The sequence below is a fragment of the Bradyrhizobium sp. LTSPM299 genome, from assembly GCF_000938235.1.
In the GTDB taxonomy this organism is placed as follows: Bacteria; Pseudomonadota; Alphaproteobacteria; order Rhizobiales; family Xanthobacteraceae; genus Bradyrhizobium.
Genome location: NZ_JYMU01000049.1, coordinates 581,925 through 599,807, shown reverse-complemented (window position 1 = coordinate 599,807; position 17,883 = coordinate 581,925). Strand labels below are relative to the sequence as shown.

18 protein-coding genes are annotated in these 17,883 nt (G+C 63.0%); 7 read left to right on the top strand and 11 right to left on the bottom strand.

Annotated elements, in window-relative coordinates:
- Positions 1–47 precede the first annotated feature (47 nt).
- Entirely contained in the window at positions 48–320 is a 273-nt protein-coding gene (locus UP10_RS26090) for a hypothetical protein (protein ID WP_044590024.1), read from the top strand.
- Positions 321–520: 200 nt separating this feature from the next.
- On the opposite strand, the gene UP10_RS26085 is transcribed toward UP10_RS26090, so the two are convergent.
- The 3 genes from UP10_RS26085 to UP10_RS26075 all read right to left on the bottom strand — a co-directional run bounded on the left by UP10_RS26085 (position 521) and on the right by UP10_RS26075 (position 3,431).
- Positions 521–2,251 carry a methanol/ethanol family PQQ-dependent dehydrogenase gene (locus UP10_RS26085; RefSeq protein ID WP_044590023.1) on the bottom strand — a complete coding sequence of 577 codons (1,731 nt, stop codon included), beginning with the start codon at positions 2,249–2,251 and terminating at the stop codon, positions 521–523.
- Between the two features lie 66 nt (positions 2,252–2,317).
- The gene (locus UP10_RS26080; protein ID WP_044590022.1) at positions 2,318–2,968 is read right to left on the bottom strand and encodes a QcrA and Rieske domain-containing protein; all 651 of its coding nucleotides are present in this window, start codon (positions 2,966–2,968) and stop codon (positions 2,318–2,320) included.
- Between the two features lie 127 nt (positions 2,969–3,095).
- On the bottom strand, positions 3,096–3,431 hold the full coding sequence (locus UP10_RS26075) for a hypothetical protein (RefSeq protein ID WP_044590021.1): 336 nt from the start codon (positions 3,429–3,431) through the stop codon (positions 3,096–3,098).
- 47 nt (positions 3,432–3,478) lie between these two features.
- Here UP10_RS26075 and UP10_RS26070 point away from each other — a divergent pair, with 47 nt between their 5' ends.
- From UP10_RS26070 to UP10_RS26060, 3 genes are all read left to right on the top strand, one after another.
- The gene (locus UP10_RS26070) at positions 3,479–4,459 is read left to right on the top strand and encodes an RluA family pseudouridine synthase (RefSeq protein WP_044590139.1); all 981 of its coding nucleotides are present in this window, start codon (positions 3,479–3,481) and stop codon (positions 4,457–4,459) included.
- Between the two features lie 216 nt (positions 4,460–4,675).
- Positions 4,676–5,572 (top strand): RNA polymerase sigma factor RpoH, encoded by an 897-nt coding sequence (gene rpoH, locus UP10_RS26065; RefSeq protein ID WP_044539017.1) that lies wholly within the window; start codon positions 4,676–4,678, stop codon positions 5,570–5,572.
- A gap of 694 nt (positions 5,573–6,266) precedes the next feature.
- A complete protein-coding gene (locus tag UP10_RS26060) occupies positions 6,267–6,542 on the top strand; it encodes a hypothetical protein (RefSeq protein WP_245321871.1) in 276 nt (91 codons plus the stop codon).
- Positions 6,543–6,877: 335 nt separating this feature from the next.
- Here the strand turns inward: UP10_RS26060 and UP10_RS26055 are convergent, their stop codons facing one another.
- A complete protein-coding gene (locus UP10_RS26055; protein ID WP_044590020.1) occupies positions 6,878–7,735 on the bottom strand; it encodes a L,D-transpeptidase in 858 nt (285 codons plus the stop codon).
- A gap of 247 nt (positions 7,736–7,982) precedes the next feature.
- On the opposite strand from UP10_RS26055, the gene UP10_RS26050 reads away from it, so the two are divergent.
- Positions 7,983–9,074: a helix-turn-helix domain-containing protein gene (locus UP10_RS26050; protein ID WP_050043806.1), complete on the top strand. Its 1,092-nt coding sequence runs from the start codon at positions 7,983–7,985 to the stop codon at positions 9,072–9,074.
- Between the two features lie 33 nt (positions 9,075–9,107).
- On the top strand, positions 9,108–10,253 hold the full coding sequence (locus UP10_RS26045) for an acyltransferase family protein (protein WP_082077248.1): 1,146 nt from the start codon (positions 9,108–9,110) through the stop codon (positions 10,251–10,253).
- 99 nt (positions 10,254–10,352) lie between these two features.
- On the opposite strand, the gene UP10_RS26040 is transcribed toward UP10_RS26045, so the two are convergent.
- The 4 genes from UP10_RS26040 to UP10_RS26025 all read right to left on the bottom strand — a co-directional run bounded on the left by UP10_RS26040 (position 10,353) and on the right by UP10_RS26025 (position 14,391).
- Positions 10,353–10,973, bottom strand: coding sequence for a peptidoglycan recognition protein family protein (locus UP10_RS26040; RefSeq protein WP_044590018.1), 621 nt, complete (start codon positions 10,971–10,973; stop codon positions 10,353–10,355).
- Between the two features lie 35 nt (positions 10,974–11,008).
- On the bottom strand, positions 11,009–12,220 hold the full coding sequence (locus UP10_RS26035) for a GGDEF domain-containing protein (protein ID WP_044590017.1): 1,212 nt from the start codon (positions 12,218–12,220) through the stop codon (positions 11,009–11,011).
- Positions 12,221–12,851: 631 nt separating this feature from the next.
- Positions 12,852–13,466, bottom strand: a complete 615-nt coding sequence (locus UP10_RS26030) for a LysE family translocator (protein ID WP_044590016.1) — start codon at positions 13,464–13,466, stop codon at positions 12,852–12,854.
- Positions 13,467–13,485: 19 nt separating this feature from the next.
- Positions 13,486–14,391: a dienelactone hydrolase family protein gene (locus UP10_RS26025; protein ID WP_044590015.1), complete on the bottom strand. Its 906-nt coding sequence runs from the start codon at positions 14,389–14,391 to the stop codon at positions 13,486–13,488.
- 116 nt (positions 14,392–14,507) lie between these two features.
- Between UP10_RS26025 and UP10_RS26020 the strand changes: the two genes are divergently transcribed.
- Positions 14,508–15,365 carry an SDR family NAD(P)-dependent oxidoreductase gene (locus UP10_RS26020; protein WP_044590014.1) on the top strand — a complete coding sequence of 286 codons (858 nt, stop codon included), beginning with the start codon at positions 14,508–14,510 and terminating at the stop codon, positions 15,363–15,365.
- Positions 15,366–15,543: 178 nt separating this feature from the next.
- On the opposite strand, the gene UP10_RS26015 is transcribed toward UP10_RS26020, so the two are convergent.
- Genes UP10_RS26015 through UP10_RS26005 form a run of 3 tightly spaced genes read right to left on the bottom strand, consistent with a single transcriptional unit; the run spans position 15,544 to position 17,733 of the window.
- Positions 15,544–16,350: a lytic murein transglycosylase gene (locus UP10_RS26015; protein ID WP_044590136.1), complete on the bottom strand. Its 807-nt coding sequence runs from the start codon at positions 16,348–16,350 to the stop codon at positions 15,544–15,546.
- A 54-nt stretch (positions 16,351–16,404) separates the two neighbouring features.
- The gene (locus UP10_RS26010; RefSeq protein WP_245321851.1) at positions 16,405–17,289 is read right to left on the bottom strand and encodes a DUF817 domain-containing protein; all 885 of its coding nucleotides are present in this window, start codon (positions 17,287–17,289) and stop codon (positions 16,405–16,407) included.
- Positions 17,290–17,322: 33 nt separating this feature from the next.
- The gene (locus tag UP10_RS26005) at positions 17,323–17,733 is read right to left on the bottom strand and encodes an ester cyclase (RefSeq protein ID WP_050043804.1); all 411 of its coding nucleotides are present in this window, start codon (positions 17,731–17,733) and stop codon (positions 17,323–17,325) included.
- Positions 17,734–17,883: the final 150 nt, after the last annotated feature.

The window sequence follows — 17,883 nt, the reverse complement described above, 5'->3', positions numbered from 1 at the left end:
CGTTAGGCGAAACGGGCCGTTCTCATCGATCTGACAGGAGTAGACCGATGAGAACCCCTTCGACGATGTTTTGGACGCTCGCGGCTACCATGGTCGCGGGCGTCTTTCTTTTCAGCGCGCAGGCCGTGTTCGCACAGAGCAATTCGCCGCCAAGCGCGACGGCAACCCGGCCCGCGCGGGTGTTGCCCGACCAGACCTCGGTTCCAGGCAACGGCCCGCCATCGACCACGGGCCAGGCCACCGGCGAGACCAGCCGTGATCCGACCATCAAAAAGATGAATGACGACGAGAAGCAGAAGGTCGACACCAAAGGCAAATAGAAGCGGCCTTGATCAACGCAATCCATTTTCATCATTCCGGGGCTCGCGAAAGCGAGAACCCGGAATCCATCAGGCCCCAATACGTGTGGTGAAATGGATTCCGGGTTCATGCTTCGCATGCCCCGGAATGACAGGTCCCGGACCGGGAAGCAGCGGACTCCCCATCCGCCGCCTTCCGATCGCACTCCCCCATCGTCGCCTTACTTCTTGTCGAGCGCGAAGACCCAGACAACGCCGCCTTGCGGGACGTTGTTCTCGAAGCCCGCAACCTTGCCGGCCAGTGCATCCTGGATGCGCTGCGCGTCGACACCCCAGCCCGACTGGACCGCGATGTATTGCGTGCCGTCGACTTCGTAGGAGATCGGCATCGCCATGATGCCGGAGTTGGTCTTCTGCTCCCACAACAGCTCGCCGGTCTTGGCGTTGAAGATGCGGAAGTTGCGGTCATTGGTGCCGCCGACCATGACGAGGTCGCCGGCCGTCGCGGTCACCGCGCCGAACAATTGCGAGGTCTTGAAGTCGTGCTGCCAGACCTTCTTGCCGGTGGCCGGATCCCATGCCTGCAATTCGCCGAAGTGATCGGCATTGGTGGCAGGTGTCAGCCCGATGTCTTCCGGTTTGGTGCCAAGCCAGAGCTGGCCAGGAACCAGCGGTTGCTTCTCGCCGGTGAAGCCGCCGCAGAAGTTTTCGTTGGCGGGAACGTAGACGAGCTTGGTGTTCTGGCTGTAGGCCGCCGACGGCCAGTCCTTGCCGCCCCATAGCGACGGACAGAACTCGACCCGCTTGCCGAGCACCGGCTTGTGGTCGGGATCGAGAATCGGCCGGCCGGTTTCGGCCTCGATGCCCTTCCAGACATTGGTCTTCACGAACGGCCAGCCGGAGACGTAGTTGATCTTGTCCGGCGTGTTTTCAAGCACCCAGAAGATCGCGTCCCGTCCCGGATGAATCAGGCTCTTGAACGTGCGTCCGTCGCGCTGCAGGTCGACCAGCATCGGCGCATCGACCTCGTCCCAGTCCCAGGAATCGTTCTGGTGATACTGGAAGTGCTTTGTGATCTTGCCGGTCTCGGGATCGAGGCCGATCACCGAACTGGTGTAGAGATTGTCCCCGGCATGCATCGAACCCGGCCAGGGTGCTGCGTTGCCGACACCCCAGAGGACCGTCTTGTTGTCCCTGTCGTAAGTGCCGGTCATCCAGGCCGATCCGCCGCCCGATTTCCAGTCGTCACCGCTCCAGGTCTCGTGGCCCGGCTCGCCTTCGCCGGGAATGGTGAAGGTGCGCCAGAGCTCTTTGCCGCTGTTGGCGTCGTAGGCGACGACATAGCCGCGCACGCCGAACTCACCACCAGAGCCGCCGACGATTACCTTGCCGTCGACCACCAGCGGCATCAGCGTCAAATACTGACCCTTCTTGTAGTCCTGCACCTTGGTGTCCCAGACCACCTTGCCGGTCTTGGCGTCGAGCGCGACGACATGATCGTCCGTGGTGGCGAGATAGAGCTTGTCCTGCCACAGGCCGACACCGCGGCTGGTCGGATGCAACTGGAACAGATCGTCGGGGAGCTGACGCTTGTAGCGCCAATATTCCTCGCCGCTCTTGGCGTTGAGCGCGATCACCTGCCCCATCGGGGTCGCGACGAACATCACGCCGTTATTGACGATCGGCGGCGCTTCGTGACCCTCGAGGACGCCGGTGGAGAAGGTCCAGACCGGCTTGAGGCCCTTGACGTTCGAGGTGTTGATCTGGTCGAGCGGACTGTAACCCTGTCCGTCATAGGTCCGGCGATAGAGCATCCAGTTGCCGGGTTCCGGATTTTCGAGACGCTGAGACGTCACCGGACTGTAGTTTTCGATCGGCCCTGCGACCGCACAAGTCGAGACGATGCACGTGAACGCGACACAGCTCGACAATATCAACTGCTTCCTGGTCATGAGATGCTACCTCCCTGGTCTGTTTTATTTTTTCAGTTTAGGTCGTGCAGAAATCCCGATGCGGCCTCATCCTCCCTGCTGAACACCCACCTTCCCAATGAAATTTGCTGCGACTGATATCGCGCCGTCGGCGACCGTGAGCGGCAGTGCCGCAAGGCGTCGTGGCGCCGGCCCGAATACGACCTGCGCACTCTGCCGCGGGTCGTATTCGGAATTGTGACACATGCATTTGAGAACGGTTTTGTCGCCCTGCTCTTGCTTCACCCAAGCGGTGATCGGGCATCCGGCGTGCGAGCAGATGACGGAGTAGCAGACGACGCCATCAGGTGCGCGGGCGCGCGTGTCGTCGTCGAATTCGCTGGGGTCGAGCTTGACGAGAACGACCTCGTTCAGCCGCGAGCCGTTGCGGATGACGGAGGTTTTCGGGTCCTTCGGCCAGGCACGCACCGGCGGCCCACCGAGTGTCAGGTCAGCGGCCTTGATGACTTCTCCCGCTTTGTCGCCCTCGGCGCGGACCAGCAGATCGGCTTTTTGCGGCCGCTCACTGGCGCCGGGCTGCTGCTCATCGTCCGCGTCAGCGGGTTCGATCGCCGCAAGACAGGCGCAACTTGCCAGCGCCGTCAGCAACAGCGCGCGACGTGTCGGGTCTGCGCACGGAACCGCCGGATCGGATTCTCCGGTCGCTTCGATGGAAACGCTGAGGTTGGACTCCGACATGGCTCAAGCTGAACGTGCAACTCGGCCTAAATGATGGCGGCAAACGTCATCAATTCACGAGCGCTGGTGAAAAAAGCAATCTGCAGCTTTGGGTTGTTTGGCAGTGCAGCGTTCGCGATGGCTGCGGTCAGGGTTCGCTGACGAAGGTCAGCCTGCCGACAGGTTTCAGCGTCTTTGCATCAAATGTGCGTATCTCGGTTGCACCGCCGATATCAAGCGTCACCACCAATCGCTCGCCGGCGACTCCGGTCGAGACGATACGGGCGCCCTTCGGCAGCGCAGCAGTGACGTCGGATACGGAAACGGGGCTTCCCTCGCTGCGATAAAGGCGGTAGCCGATGGCAATCAACAAGACGGCCACCGCCAGTGCCGACGTCAGGCCCGCGACCAGCATCATGCGCCGCACCCGTGCGATCAGCGCGGCCTGGTCGGGGGTCGGTTCGGTCACAGCGGTGTCGGTCATCACAAGGCTCTTCTTTGCAACAGGTCTCTTCGAATAACGGTCGGAAGCTGGAGGTCATCGTCGCCGGCGACGAGGCGTCGGCGCGGCTCGACCGCGTGCTGGCGCAGCGCACCCCCGAGCTGTCGCGGTCCCGGCTGAAGGCGCTGATCCTCGCCGGTTCCGTGACCGTCAAGGACGCCGCAATCCGCGACCCCGCTTATCATGTAGCCCCGGGCGATACGATCATAATCGACGTGCCGGAGGCGGTCGCCGCCGAGCCGCAGGGCGAGGACATCGCGCTCGATATCGTGTTCGAGGACGACGACATCATCGTCATCGACAAGCCGAAGGGCCTCGTCGTGCATCCCGCCGCCGGCCACCCCACGGGAACGCTGGTCAACGCACTGATCGCCCATTGCGGCTCCAGCCTATCCGGCATCGGCGGCGTCAAACGGCCGGGCATCGTGCACCGTCTCGACAAGGACACCACGGGCCTGATGGTCGTCGCCAAGAACGACCAGGCCCACCAGTCGCTGACCGCGCAATTCGCCGATCACGGCCGCACCGGCCCGATGGAGCGCGGCTATATGGCATTCGCCTGGGGTGTGCCGAACCGCCCCCACGGCACGGTCGATGCGCCAATCGATCGCCACCCGCATGCCCGCGAGAAGATGGCGGTGCGCCAGGGCGGCCGCGAGGCCATCACTCATTTCGAGCTGCGGCAAAGCTTCGTCGGCCGCGACGGCAAGCCGGTTGCTTCGCTTTTGGCCTGCCAGCTCGAGACCGGGCGGACCCATCAGATCCGGGTCCACCTCGCCCATATCGGCCATCCGCTGTTGGGCGACAGCGTCTACGGCGCCCATTTCAAAACCAAGGCGGGACAGCTCAGCGCGGTAGGTAAAGAATCACTCACCGCCCTCGGCCGGCAGGCCCTCCATGCCTATCTGCTGGCTTTGGAGCACCCCCGGACCGGGGAACTTTTGCGCTGGGAACGGGCTTTGCCGGAGGATTTGCTTCTCCTGCAACAGGCGCTGACAGCGGCGGTATGACGCACCCATTTCTGGAAAATCCAGTTATGACAACAGGTTATAACTGCCACACGGGGACGTGACGTCAGCAATCCTTCCCTATTCGCGCCCATTTGGTGTATGTTGCACCTGCGTTGAATATCCAACGCGGAACATCGCAGTACGGCCGGCTTTAACACAGCGGCCGCCTGCCGGGCCCGCCGCTATCGGGGGCCTGAACCACTGGAGGGCGCACGAATGGCCCGTACAGCTACGTTACCGGTTCTCAATGGAGAATCCGGTCTTTCCCGATACCTCGCCGAGATCCGCAAGTTCCCCATGCTGGAGCCCCAGCAGGAGTACATGCTCGCCAAGCGTTGGCGCGAGCATGACGATCGCGACGCGGCGCATAAGCTCGTCACCAGCCATCTCAGGCTCGTGGCCAAGATCGCCATGGGCTATCGCGGCTACGGCTTGCCGATCTCCGAGGTCGTCTCGGAAGGCAATGTCGGCCTGATGCAGGCGGTGAAGCGATTCGAGCCCGAGAAGGGCTTCCGTCTCGCCACCTACGCCATGTGGTGGATCAAGGCGTCGATACAAGAGTACATCCTGCGTTCCTGGTCGCTCGTGAAAATGGGCACCACCGCGAACCAGAAGAAGCTGTTCTTCAACCTGCGCAAGGCGAAGAGCAAGATCTCCGCGCTGGAAGAGGGCGATCTCCGCCCCGACCAGGTGAAGCTGATTGCCAAGCGCCTCGGCGTGACCGATCAGGACGTGGTCGACATGAATCGCCGCCTCGGCGGTGACGCGTCGCTCAACGCCCCGATCCGCGACGATGGCGAAGCCGGCGAATGGCAGGACTGGCTGGTCGACAACTCGCCCAACGCCGAAGCCGTGATGGCGGAAAGCGAAGAGTTCGATCACCGCCGGCAGGCTCTCAACGGTGCGATCGGCGTGCTCAACCCGCGCGAACGTCGCATCTTCGAGGCGCGGCGCCTGGCGGATGAGCCGATGACGCTGGAAGACCTCGCCGCCGAGTTCGGCGTGTCGCGCGAGCGCGTGCGGCAGATCGAGGTCCGCGCCTTTGAAAAGGTGCAGTCCGCGGTCAAGGGCACGATCGCACGGCAGGAAGCAGCTTTGGAAGCCGCGCACTAATCTTCGCGGAAACCAGCCAACAGATACGAAAGCCGGCGGCAACGCCGGCTTTTTGTTTTTGTCCGGTGATACACGCACCCCGATCGAAGGCGTGTACTCATAAATCCGCCTGCCGACGAATGTCCGCATTAGCCTCGGGGGCGGACAAAACAGGCGCACTTGGTCATATCGGCTAGGGCCAAAAGCGGAAGCTTTCGCCCACCCTTTGACAAAGCGCTACGGTTGAAAAAGAAGATGGCGGAGTTACGCTGTCGGGACTGGAATAAAGCGAACAGGACCGCGCCGCGTGAACCCCAACGAAATTGACGTCGCCAGAAGGGAAATCGGTGAGCTTGCCCGTCAGATTCTCGATGGCGAGCTTTCCTACATCGAAGGGGCGCGCTCGATCTGGCATCTCGGCCGAGAGGCCAACCTTTCGGAGATGGACGCTGACCTTTTCAAATTCCTGGCTATCGATAGCGAAACCGACGCACTGCCAATTGGTGCAGAGCGCACATTGTGGAACCGTGAGGCGCTCGAAAGACTTCAGCCCGAGATCGAACACGCCGAGACTTGGGCGAAGAAAGCTGGTCAAACGGCCTGCGAAAACCTCGTTAAAAGGTTCGGCGGGAGTCCAACGCTATATAGCGCAGAAATCATCACGCTCTGGCGACCGGTCGGACCGCAGGAGCTTGAACTCATTCGCCAGAGCGGCATGCGTGCGTTTCCGCCGCGGTTGCCCGAGCAGCCGATATTTTATCCGGTGCTAACCGAAGAATACGCCATTAGGATCGCGCGCGATTGGAATGTACCGGCAAGCGGCTCCGGCTTTGTCACGCGCTTCGCCGTGCTGCGGGATTATCTGTCACGCTTCGAGGTGCAGGACGCCGGAGGGCGATCGCATCAGGAATACTGGATTCCGGCCGAACATCTTGACGCCTTCAATGCGGCTATTGTCGGCGAGATCGAAGTGGTGGCGAGCTTTCCGTAACGGTTGTCAGCAAGAGCTTGGCCAAGTCCGCTTTGAGTCAGACGACGATATCCCTGAGGTCGGGTCGGGTTCGTCCTCGAAAGCGGGCGTCCCGGATTTTAATGAGTACGTGCTCTACTCCCCCACTCCCGCGCCATCGTCGCAAGCGCGCGGCCCTCGCAATAGCGGCGTCCTTGACGTCGATCCAGTCTGCAGGATGGGTGGAGCGCAGCGATACCCATCATCCCACCGCGCGGCAACAAGGTTGATGGGTATCGCTTTGCTCCACCCATCCTACGAAGCTGCGTGTACCCACAAATCCGCCTGCAGTTGTCGACCAGGACAGAGGGATCGAGTCACTCGGCCTCGGCCATCTTCGGTCGAGATGATTGCACCTGCGCGTTGGTTGCCGGCGGCCGGTTCGACGACGGCGCCGGATCCGGTGATCGGAAGGCAGCGTCGGGCGGCGCTCCCTGGGACGGATTGGCAGCGGGGGCCGGAAGCACGATCACTTTGGCTCCGACTTTCACCCGCTCATAAAGGTCCGTGACGTCCTCATTGGTCAGCCGGATACAGCCGGACGAAACCCGCTTCCCGATCGTATCGGGCTTGTTGGTGCCGTGAATTCGATATTCGGTCTCGCCCAGATACATCGCCCGAGCGCCGAGCGGATTACCGGGACCGCCTGCCATGAACCGCGGCAAATAAGGCTGGCGCGAAAGCATGTCCGCAGGCGGACGCCAATCCGGCCATTCTGTCTTGCGCGCCACGGTCTGTTCACCGGACCATGCGAAACCTGCGCGGCCGACACCGATGCCGTAGCGCATCGCTTGCTGGTCGTTCAGAACGAGATAAAGGAATGTGTTTCCGGTATCGATGACGACGGTGCCTGGCGTCTGGTGGCTGACGTAGTCAACCACATGCCGAACAAATCGTCCGGGACCCTCAGCGGCTTTTGGTGTTTCAACCTGAGGCTTCGGAACCGGGATTGGAACCGGAGGCGGCGCTGAAGCAAGAACCGGAGTCGCTACGTGGGCTGGAGCCGACGGGGCCAGAACCTGGTGCACGGACGGTTTCGGTATCGATTGAACATTCGCCGGGTGCGACAGCAAACCGTAGCCCAATGCGGCGGCGGCCACGGCGCCAATTGCCACTCTTCCCGCCACTGGTACTGCGAGCGTCGCTGTCTTTCCACGTTTGGCCCGCTTGCCCATATCTTCTCTTCCCTTCGTCCCTTGCTTGGAAGAGGTACCCAGCAAATTTTAACAAGCTTCGAAGGGATTTGGCTCAGGCTGGAAATCGTTGAGCGTCGTTAACGCGCCAGGTCGGCTAAGGGGCCAACAGGCGACATTCGCAACCGGACGGTCAGAAGCACATCGATGCACCAATCGGCTTCTCGCAGTGTCTCGAGGCCTTGCATCCGGTTATTGTTCAAGCGAGATAGGCTTTGGAGGTCCGCCAATGCTGCTCGAAACCGGGTTCCGAGGCGGCGCATTGGCGCTGCTCGGCTTACTTGCGATCATTGGTCTTCCTGGCACACTTCGATCACCGATCGGTCGCGCCACACTGCTGTTCGACCTGTGCGTAATAGCGTTCCTCATCGAAACAGCTCCCGGAATACACGAAGGGCTGGTCTGGTGGGTCATTCCACTGCGGATTCTCAGCAACTCAATCGCCGGCGTTTTCGTTGCGTGGGCCGAGACAATCTTCGGTGATGCATCCCAGTCGACGCGATCGCGGTGGGCGGTCTTCGTTGCTCTTTTGCCGCTCGCAGGCGTGGCAACCTTGTCAGGCTCAAGCTTGGCGTGGAATGCGACGCATGCTGCGGCGCTCATCGTGGTCGTCGTCGAAACCGCTCGGGTACTTGCAGGACGTAAAGCAGACCTGGTTGAGGGGCGACGACGCTTCAGGATCATTTTCGCCTGCGCTGTGGGTCTGGTCATTCTGGCAACAACGATGCTCGACGCAGCCGGCGTCAGCTGGCTCCCCGGTCTCTCGGCCGTGCTGGGCCTGGCCATCGTCGCCGCTATGATACGTCTGCGTGCCGTCATGCCTGAGCCAACGCTTGAACCGGCGCCGGCCGCGCGAGGGGGCCTTGCGATCCCCATCGCGGCACCGGAAATGAGCGCGGAGGAGCGCCAACTGGCGGAGCGGCTGCGGCGGGCGATGGGGCAAGACCGCGCCTACCGCGACTCGGACCTCTCGGTGGATCGACTGGCCGAGCAGTTGGGCGTTCCTGAATATCGTCTCCGGCGAACGATCAACCAGCGCCTCGGCTATCGGAATTTCACTGATTTCGTGAACGAGCACAGGTTGAAAGAGGCGCGGGAGGCGTTGTCTGATCCTGCGCAATCGCGCGTGCCGGTCCTCACCATCGCCCTCGATGCCGGTTGGGGATCGATCGGTCCGTTTAACCGCGCCTTCAAGGGTCAAACCGGCCAAACGCCCACTGAGTTCCGCCGTCGCGCACTGGCCGATTCCGCAATCGGCCATATTTTGCCAGAATCAGCCAGGTCGGACGCGACTTCTGGCAAGACCCCGACCTCGGCATAAGGCCTGATCCCGGCGCAAACCGGAGGACAGGTCATGCCTGGAGAGAGGCCGAGCCATCGCCTTTTATACATCGACAACCTGCGTTGGTCAGCGATCAGCATGGTCGTCGTCATGCACGCGGCCGTGACCTACTCGCCTTTTGGCGCGTGGTACTACCGTGAGCATCCCGAACTGGGTATCGGAGCGAAGATTGCCTTCGCTGCCTATCAATCCTTCCAGCACGCGGTGGCAATGGGTTTGCTTTTCGGCATAGCAGGCTTCTTTTCGGCCGGCGCCGTTGCACGCAATGGCGTCCGCAGCTTCATCCGCGAGCGGCTAAAGAGACTTGGCCTGCCATTGCTGCTTTATATGACCTTGATCGGTCCGCTGACCGAATATTTCGTCGCAGGGTCGTGGCGGTCGAACCCACTGCGAACGTTCATCCAGGACTGGTGGCTGCACCTTCGTTCAGGGGAACTACTCCACGGCTCGGGACCCCTATGGTTCTGCCTTGTACTTCTCCTGTTCTCGGCCGCCTACGCCGTGCTGTGCCAGGCGCGCCCGATACAGTTCGCTCCGCAGCATCCGCCTTCGGCAAGGGCCGTGTTAGGTTACGCGGCCCTGATTGCCATCGTGACCTTTATCGTCGGCGCTACTTTTCCGAACGCGACGACTGTTCTCAACATCGATGTACACGACTTTCCGCAATACCCGCTCATGTATGCTGCCGGAATTGCCGCATGGAAAGGTGACTGGTTGCGCCAGATACCATCATGTGTCGGAAGGCGTTGGTTGTGGAGTGGCCTTTGGGTTGGTGGTGCGATGTGGATCGTCCTGGTCGCTGCGGGCGGTGCCATGAGCGGCGACGTGTCCCCCTATGGCGGCGGCTGGCACTGGCAGGCTGCCGGCATCGACGCCTGGCGCTCATTCACCTGTCTTGCTCTCTCGTTAGGAGCAATCGTCCTCTACCGAGACCGCTTTGACGGCCAAGGACCCATCGCTCGCTTCCTCACGCGCAATGCGTTTGGCGTCTACGTCTTGCACGCGCCGATCTTGGTCGCGACTACGCGTTTGCTGCACTTTTTACCTGCTTCCATCGGCCTCAAATTCGCGCTCGCCAGTCTGGGCGGCATCCTGGCAAGCTTTCTCATTGTCGGCTTTGTGGCCCAGCGAACACCTGGTTTGCGCGCTGTTCTCTGAACGTCGGCTATGGGTCAGACGACGATATCCCTGAGGTCGGGTCGGGTTTCCGCTTCGTCACCCGAAAGCGGGCGTCCCGGATCTTAGTGAGTACGCGCCCTACTCGCCCCACTGCCGCGCCATGGTCGCGAGCGCGCAGCCCTCGCAATAGCGGGCGTCCTTGAAGTCGATCCAGTTGTGGGCATAGACGCGGTCGAGCGGGATGCCGTAGCGCGCGCGCAGCACCTTCACCAGCACCCGCCACGCGGCGATCTGCGCCTCGGTCGGGCCGCGGGTGACGTCGGGAAAATTACCGGCGAACTCGACGCCGATCGAGGTGTCCTTGTTCACCTGGTGATAGGTCTTGCTGTTGTCGATGTACTTGTTGTCGTTGCGATCGGCGCCGTCGGTGTGGGTCGGAACCAGGTTTTCCGCGACCGCCCAATAGACCGTACCGTCGGTTTCGACCCAGACCATGACGCCGCGCCGGGTCGGATTCTTGTGCTGCTCCGCGGCACCAAAGCGCGCCGAGCCGGCCGGGCCCTCGGTCTGGTGCACGATGATGTTGCGCCAGGTGTGGGATTTGGCGACGTCGCCCCAAGGCGATAGCCACACCATCTTCAGCCCGGGAATGTCGGGCGTTCCTTTCGCGCGCGCAATGCTGGCGAGATCGGGCGTTTCAGCAGAGGCTGGCGCAGACAGGCCGAACACGAAGAGCGCGGCGACGAGGCGAAGCGTCATGCGGACAGATCCGGTGCCGCCACGCCATAGCACGCTCACGCGCGCCTGCGCAGCAGATCGACCATGTCCGGCGCCAGCGTCGGCGCTGTTGGCTCGAAGGTCGCGTAGCCGTTCTTGCCGCCCTTCTTGGCGTCGTAGAGCGCGTGGTCGGCGGCGGCCATCAGCCGGTCGGGATGCAGGCCGATCTCGCGGCTCCATTGTGCGACGCCGATCGAGATCGCGATCGGAATGTCCTTACCGGTGCACTGCTCGGCGTCGGCGCGGACGACTTCCAGCACGCGACGGGCGATCATTCCGCCCTCGCGTAGCGTCGAGGACGGCAGCACGATGCAGAACTCGTCGCCGCCGGTGCGGGCCAGCATGTCGCCCGGCCGGAGCCGGGTCTGCGCCATCAAGGTGAAATGCTGCAGGCAGGCGTCGCCGGCGGCGTGGCCATGGGTATCGTTGACGGCCTTGAAGCCGTCGAGATCGATCACCAGCAGTGCGAACGTCTCGCCGCTGCGCTCGGAGCGCGCGCATTCCTCGGAGAGCCGCTGCAGCAGATGGCGGCGGTTGCCGACGCCGGTGAGGTCGTCGAGCAGCGCGAGGTCGGCGACCTCGTTGCGCAGCCGGTCCATCGCCATCAGCAGGAAACCGAAATTCAGCGCCATCGACAGGAACACCAGCACCAGGATGGCGAGCGCCTGACTGGCATTGAAACGAACGTAAGAGAATTCACCCGGCTGCACCAGGGCGCCGACCAGGCGTAGGCCATAGGTGGCGATGATCACGGTGGCAACGATCGCAGCCAGCCGGGCACCCGGGGAGACGCGTCCGTTCTCCGGCGCCAGCAGCAACTTCACCGCCAGCGCCATCGGTGCGACCTGCGCGGCCGTATAGACGACGATGCGCATCGGCATGCTGTCATAGGCGAAGATGAAGATACCGAGGCCGGCGAAGGCGAGAGCGCTGATCAACACGGTCGCGTGCCAGCTCACAAGCCGGCCGTAGAAGCACCTGACACCCATCTCGGCAAGGCAGGCGGCAAGGACCAGGAGCGTACCCGCGACAAGCAGCGGCAGCAGCGAGTCCGTCATGACCACGCGGAGCATTGCGCAGGCGGCGCCGCCGGCCGCGGCGAAAGCCGACGCCGTCCAAAACCGGGCCGCGCCGAATGCGGGATAGCTGCGCGTCACATAGGCCCAGATCAGGCCGAGCGCGAGAAAATTGATGACGAACACCGTCCAAAGCGTCGGAACGCTCAACATCGCTTTCGTGCGAGCCCTTTGGGCTTCGCCTCCCCTGTTATCGACCCGCCCGCCCTTGAGGCGCTCCTCCGACGACAATCCCCGTTGTCTTGGCGACAAGATGCGGCCGCGCCGCTTAACGGACTCTGACCCGCCGCCCGCCAATCCATGCTGTGGTTTTGAATTGATGAAGACCGCGCACGCGACGTTTGCGCAACGTTAAGCATGACGCGGACGCTCAAGCTTTTGCTGGTGTCGTGACGAACTTCGCGAAAAAGGTCCCGAAAACGCATAACAGCTGTGGATAACGTGATGACAGCGGCGTGACAGCACGCGGCAGCAGCCTGCGAATCTGCTGAGTTTGTTATTGAGGATGTTGCGAGGCTGGCCCTCCGCCAAGCATGCCTCGGAGTCGCGTTCAATCCATTAAACCCTGAGAGGATACTATGGCTAAGAAAGCGAAGAAGGCGAAGAAGGCGAAGAAGGCCACCAAGAAGAAGAAGGCCAAGAAGTAAACCGACATCGCCCGGGTAGCGGCTTTTGCCCTGCCCGGGCACCCAGTCCGGAAAATGAGATCTCGAAAGCAGCAGGCGCAATGCCTGCTTTTTTATTGCCTGCTTTTCATTGCTTGCGTCCCCCGCACGGTACGCGGTCAGCGCTCCGCAAAGGCGAGCTTGGCGCCGAGCAGGGCGAACCCGGCGGCAAAGCTGCGCCGCAGCCACGCCATCGCCTTCGGCCGTGTGATGACGCGATCGCGCACCGAGGCCGCGAACAGCCCGTAGATGGCGAACACCGCAAAGGTCATCGCCATGAACACCCCGGACAACTCGGCCATCCGCGCCAGCGGATGGGCCTCGTCGACCGCGATGAACTGCGGCAGGAAGGCCAGAAAGAACATCGACAGTTTCGGGTTGAGGATGTTGATCAGGATGGCGGTGACGATCACCCGCCCGCTCGAGCGCGGCTTGACCTCGGTATCGACCGACAGCGCCCCGCGCTCGCGCAGCGCCTGCCAGGCCATGTAGAGCAGATAGACCACGCCGCACCATTTCAGCGCCGCGAAGGCCACCGCGCTGGTGTGCAGGATGGCGGCAAGCCCGAGCATCGCCGCGACCATCTGCGGCACGATCCCGAGCGTGCAGCCGAATGCCGCCGCCGCCACGCTCGCCTTCGAGCCCCGCGTCAGCGCCACCGCCAGTGTGTAGAGCACCCCGGTGCCGGGCGAGGCGACCACGATCAGCGTCGTCAGCAGGAAGGACAGAGTCATCTCAAGATCCCCTGTGCGTTCAGTCCAGATGTTGCTTCAGATAGTCCAGCACGCGCGGAAACGCATCCTTGCGCGCCTCGGGGTCGGTCCCGATCACCGGAATCGCGCCGTTGCGCATCTGATACTCCGGCAGCTCCTTACGCGGCAGATTGGGCGCATCGAAGGCGTGGACGGCACCGGGATAGCTCTTCAGCTCGACCGGATTGCCGCGCGCCTTTGCCGTCGCGATGAAGTCGGAACACGGTTTGTAGGGCGTCCACACATCGGCCTCACCGATCAACACCAGCAGCGGCACTTTGGTGGTCCAGCTGTTCGGCTCGACGTCCGTGTACGGCTTTGATTGATACTGATCGGCGCAGGCGCCGGGATAGAACGACACCGCCACCCTGAAGTTCTGGACCCCGAAATCCTGCGCCAGCGTGGCGGGACGGCCGATGCTCTTGTCGTTGATGGTGAGCAGCGTCACGCCGCCGCCCTGGGACCAGCCCATCAGAGCGATGTGGTCGGCCTTCACGAAGGGCTGCGCTTGCAGATATTGCAACGCGCCATAGGCATCCTTGGGACGGTCGCGCCACATCCTGCGGCTGTCGGGCCCGCGCGAGCAGGTCTGGCCGAGGCCGCGCGGCGTCGCGCTGTCGACGATCAGGGTGACATAGCCTTGCACCGCGAGCGCCCGCGCCCAGGCGCGGTAGAGGCCAAGGATGCGGCCCTTCTTGTCGTTGAGGCCGGAGCAGCCGTGCATCAGCACCACCGCCGGCCTTGGCGTGTCCCTTGGCGCATCGCCTTCGGGGCGGGTGAGATAGCCGATCAGGTCGGTCGCGCCGTTGAGTGAGGGGAAATTGACCGTCGTCTGCGCTGTCGCGGCGGAGGCCGCGAACGCCAGGATGACCATAACAAGCGCGATGAGCGACCACAGGCGGGACATCAGCCGGAAATATCACGCCGTCCCCGCTGGAGGAAGCGGCGCACCGGCACTCCGCCGTTGGCCTGCGCTGACAACTTCGTTATGAGGAACTGCTGTTCAGATGGAGGGGCCTTCCCATGACCGCGATCCGTGGATCCGCCGCCGCTGTGACCGGAGCCGCCAGCGGCATCGGCCGCGCGCTTGCGCTTGAACTGTCGCTGCGCGGCTGCGACCTCGCGCTGGCCGATCGCGACGAGGCCGGCCTGCAGGCGCTCGCCGCCGAGATCGGAAAAGCGAGCCAGCGCAAGGTCAGCGTGCACCGCGCCGATGTCAGCGAGCCCGCGGAGATCGCGGCGTTCGCGGCAACCGCTGTGACGGCGCATCCAGCGCTGAACATCGTCATCAACAATGCCGGCGTCGCCCTGCTCGGCCAGTTCGGCGAAATCGAGCAGGCGCAGATGGAGTGGCTGTTCAACATCAATTTCTGGGGCGTGGTGCACGGCACGCGCGCCTTCCTGCCGCAGCTGGCGCGGCAGCGCGAGGCCCATATCGTCAACATCTCCTCGATCTTCGGCATCGTCGCGCCGCCCGGCCAGAGCGCCTATTGCGCGGCGAAATTCGCCGTCCGCGGCTTCTCCGAGAGCCTGCGGCATGAGTTGGCGATAACGGGCAGCCCGGTCAAGCTCTCGGTCGTGCATCCCGGCGGCGTCGCCACCAACATCGTGCGCAACTCGCGCACCGGCGCAGGCGTCACCGACAACGCCCGCCGCGTGCAATCGATCGAGCGGTTCGACGCGCTGGCCAGGACCACGCCGACCGCGGCCGCACTGCGCATCATCGCCGGCATCGAGAAGAACCAGCCGCGCATCCTGATCGGCAACGACGCAAGATTCATGGACCTGCTGCAACGCTTCCGTCCCGGCACGTATTGGAAGGTGATGCAGCGGCAGATCGAGAAGGCGACGGCGAAGGTGGCGGCGGTTGTAGCCAAGTAACCAGTGTCGTCACCCGCGAAGGCGGGGACAAGGGCGATTTCTATCCCTCGTCATTCCGGGGCTCGCGTAGCGAGAGCCCGGAATCCATTCATCCACAAACTATGCGGCCCGATGGATTCCGGGCTCGCGCCAAGAGGCGCGCCCCGGAATGACGACGGTGGAGATGGCCCGCCCGCCCTCACCGCCCCATCAACTGATCCGCAAAATACCCGATCGTCTTGCGATAGATCACCGCCCGGTTCCACTCGCGCATCGCCTCGAAATTGGGGGTGCCTTCGCCGTAGGGCGCGCCCATCTTGAAGCCGCTGGTGTGGAGCAGGTTCGCGGTCGAGGCCAGCACATCTGGCACCGAGTGGCGCAAATCGACGCGACCGTCGCCGTCGAAATCGACGCCATACTTGATGTAGGACGACGGCAGGAATTGCGTCTGGCCGATCTCGCCGGCATAGGCGCCGATCATGTCGTTGAGGCGGAGGTCACCACGCTGCAGGATCTTGAGCGCGGCGAGCAATTCACCCTGGAACAGTTCGGTGCGGCGGCAATCGTGCGACATGGTGGCGAGCACACGGAACACCGGCAGTTTGCCCATGTCGCCCTTGCCGAAATCGGTCTCCAGTCCCCAGATCGCGACCAGGATCTGGCGCGGCACGCCATACTGCGCCTCGATCTTCGCCAGCAGCGCGGCGTGGCGCTGCAACAGCGCGCGACCGCCATTGATGCGGCCGGGCCCGACACGGGTCGAGACATACTGCTCAAACGTCTTGTTGAAGGTGTAGCGCTGTCGCCGGTCGAAGGCGAGCACGCTGCCATCCTCCGTCACGCCGCCGAGCGCCTGCGAAATCACGTCCTGCGAGATGCCGGCCCCAGCGGCTTCCTGCGAGATGGACTGGACAAAGGTGCCGAAATTGCCGCCGCAGCGGGCGGCGTAGGAGGGTGTGGCGAGCAGCAAGGCGCCGAGTACAACCGCCGAACGACACCTGAGCATACAAAATTCCCCCTGCTTCGCGTCGCCGATCATGCCACGGGGGAAACGATGCAGTCAAAGCGTCGGGACACGTGCCGCACCCGGTGTATCCGCGGCATCCCGCCGCCGCAGATCGGCTCGGTCATTACAGACCGCCCGCTCCCTCGGCGCATTGACCAGGCTGACCAACTTGTAGCTGATGATCAGGAGCAGAAACCAGGAGCCGAGCTTGTCGAGCGACACCATCGACCAGCCGAGCCGCTGCGACGGATAGAGCCAGGTTTTTGTGAAGGTTCCGATGTTCTCGGAAAACCAGATGAACAGCGACACCAGCACGAGCCCGAGCAGCAGCGGCATCGAACGATCCGCGTGGCAGACCTTAAAATAGATTTGGGTGCGAAAAAACAGGATCGCCGCCGCGGCGAACAGCAGCCAGCAGCGGCAGATGTAGCTGCCGATACAGGAATACATGAAGCCGGAGAACAGCGGCACGCCGCCGATCCGGAAAAAATTCGGCTCCGGGTAAATCCACGAGCCGACCGAGGTCTTGAAGATCTCCATCGCGGTGCCGACGAGGTGATAGATCAGGATGATTTTCGCCTCCTCCCAGGTCTCGAGCCGTCCCGCGAGCAGCGTGATCTGGACGGCGAGCATGCAGAGAAACAGGAAATCGTAGCGCGCGAGCGCCGCGTTCGCTGGATAGTAGCGCCAGCTGCCGATCATCAGCGCCACCGCGATGCCGCCGAACAGGCAGGCCCAGGCCTGCTTCACGCCGAAGCGCAGGAATTCGTAAAGCACCGATGTCCAGCGCCGCCGGGCCATGACCAGGCCAAGACGATGTTCGCCGGCGATGAAGCGACGCAGCGGCGGCCAATTGGCCGCAGCGCTCGGGATGCGTTCGGGACGTTCGGTCTGCCGTGTAAGGGGTGATGCACGCGACCGAAGGTGGCGGCAGATCACGGTCGCAGCGGGGCGGAGTTTTGCAGATTTTGCTCAGGTCGTGAGCTGTCGCTCCGCCTCCGCAAAATCGATCTCCGCCCACCGCTCGCAAATCCTACCGTCGCGGACACGCCAGAACGTCATGCCGCGGAATTCGACGTGCCTGCCGGTCCGCGCGATGCCGCGCCACGGGCCGCGGTGGATGCCGCGCCAGATGAAGCGGCCGGCGACGATGTCGCGCTCGGCGACCAGGCATTCGGCGACGACGGACAGGTTGGCGAAGCTCTCATGCAGCAGCGCCGAATGCGCGCTCACCTCGTCGGCGCTCATCATCTTGCCCGAGGCGTGGTCGAAAAAGTCGGGCGTGAGCTGGGTGCGGATCGCGTCGGGATCGTGGCGGTTGGTCACGGCCTCGCAATGCGCGAGCACCAGCGCCTTGTTGGCGTCGAGGGTGGCGTTGGACATCGGATGATTGCTTCTCAAAATGTGAGTTGCAGAAATGGCAGGATGCGCCTCATACGCGAATCGCAGGTCGCCGCGCAAGTGACGATGGTCAGAAAGTCAGGGACTTTCGCTGCGGCAAAGTGGAAGGAGCGGCAGGCTTTCGTGGGTCGT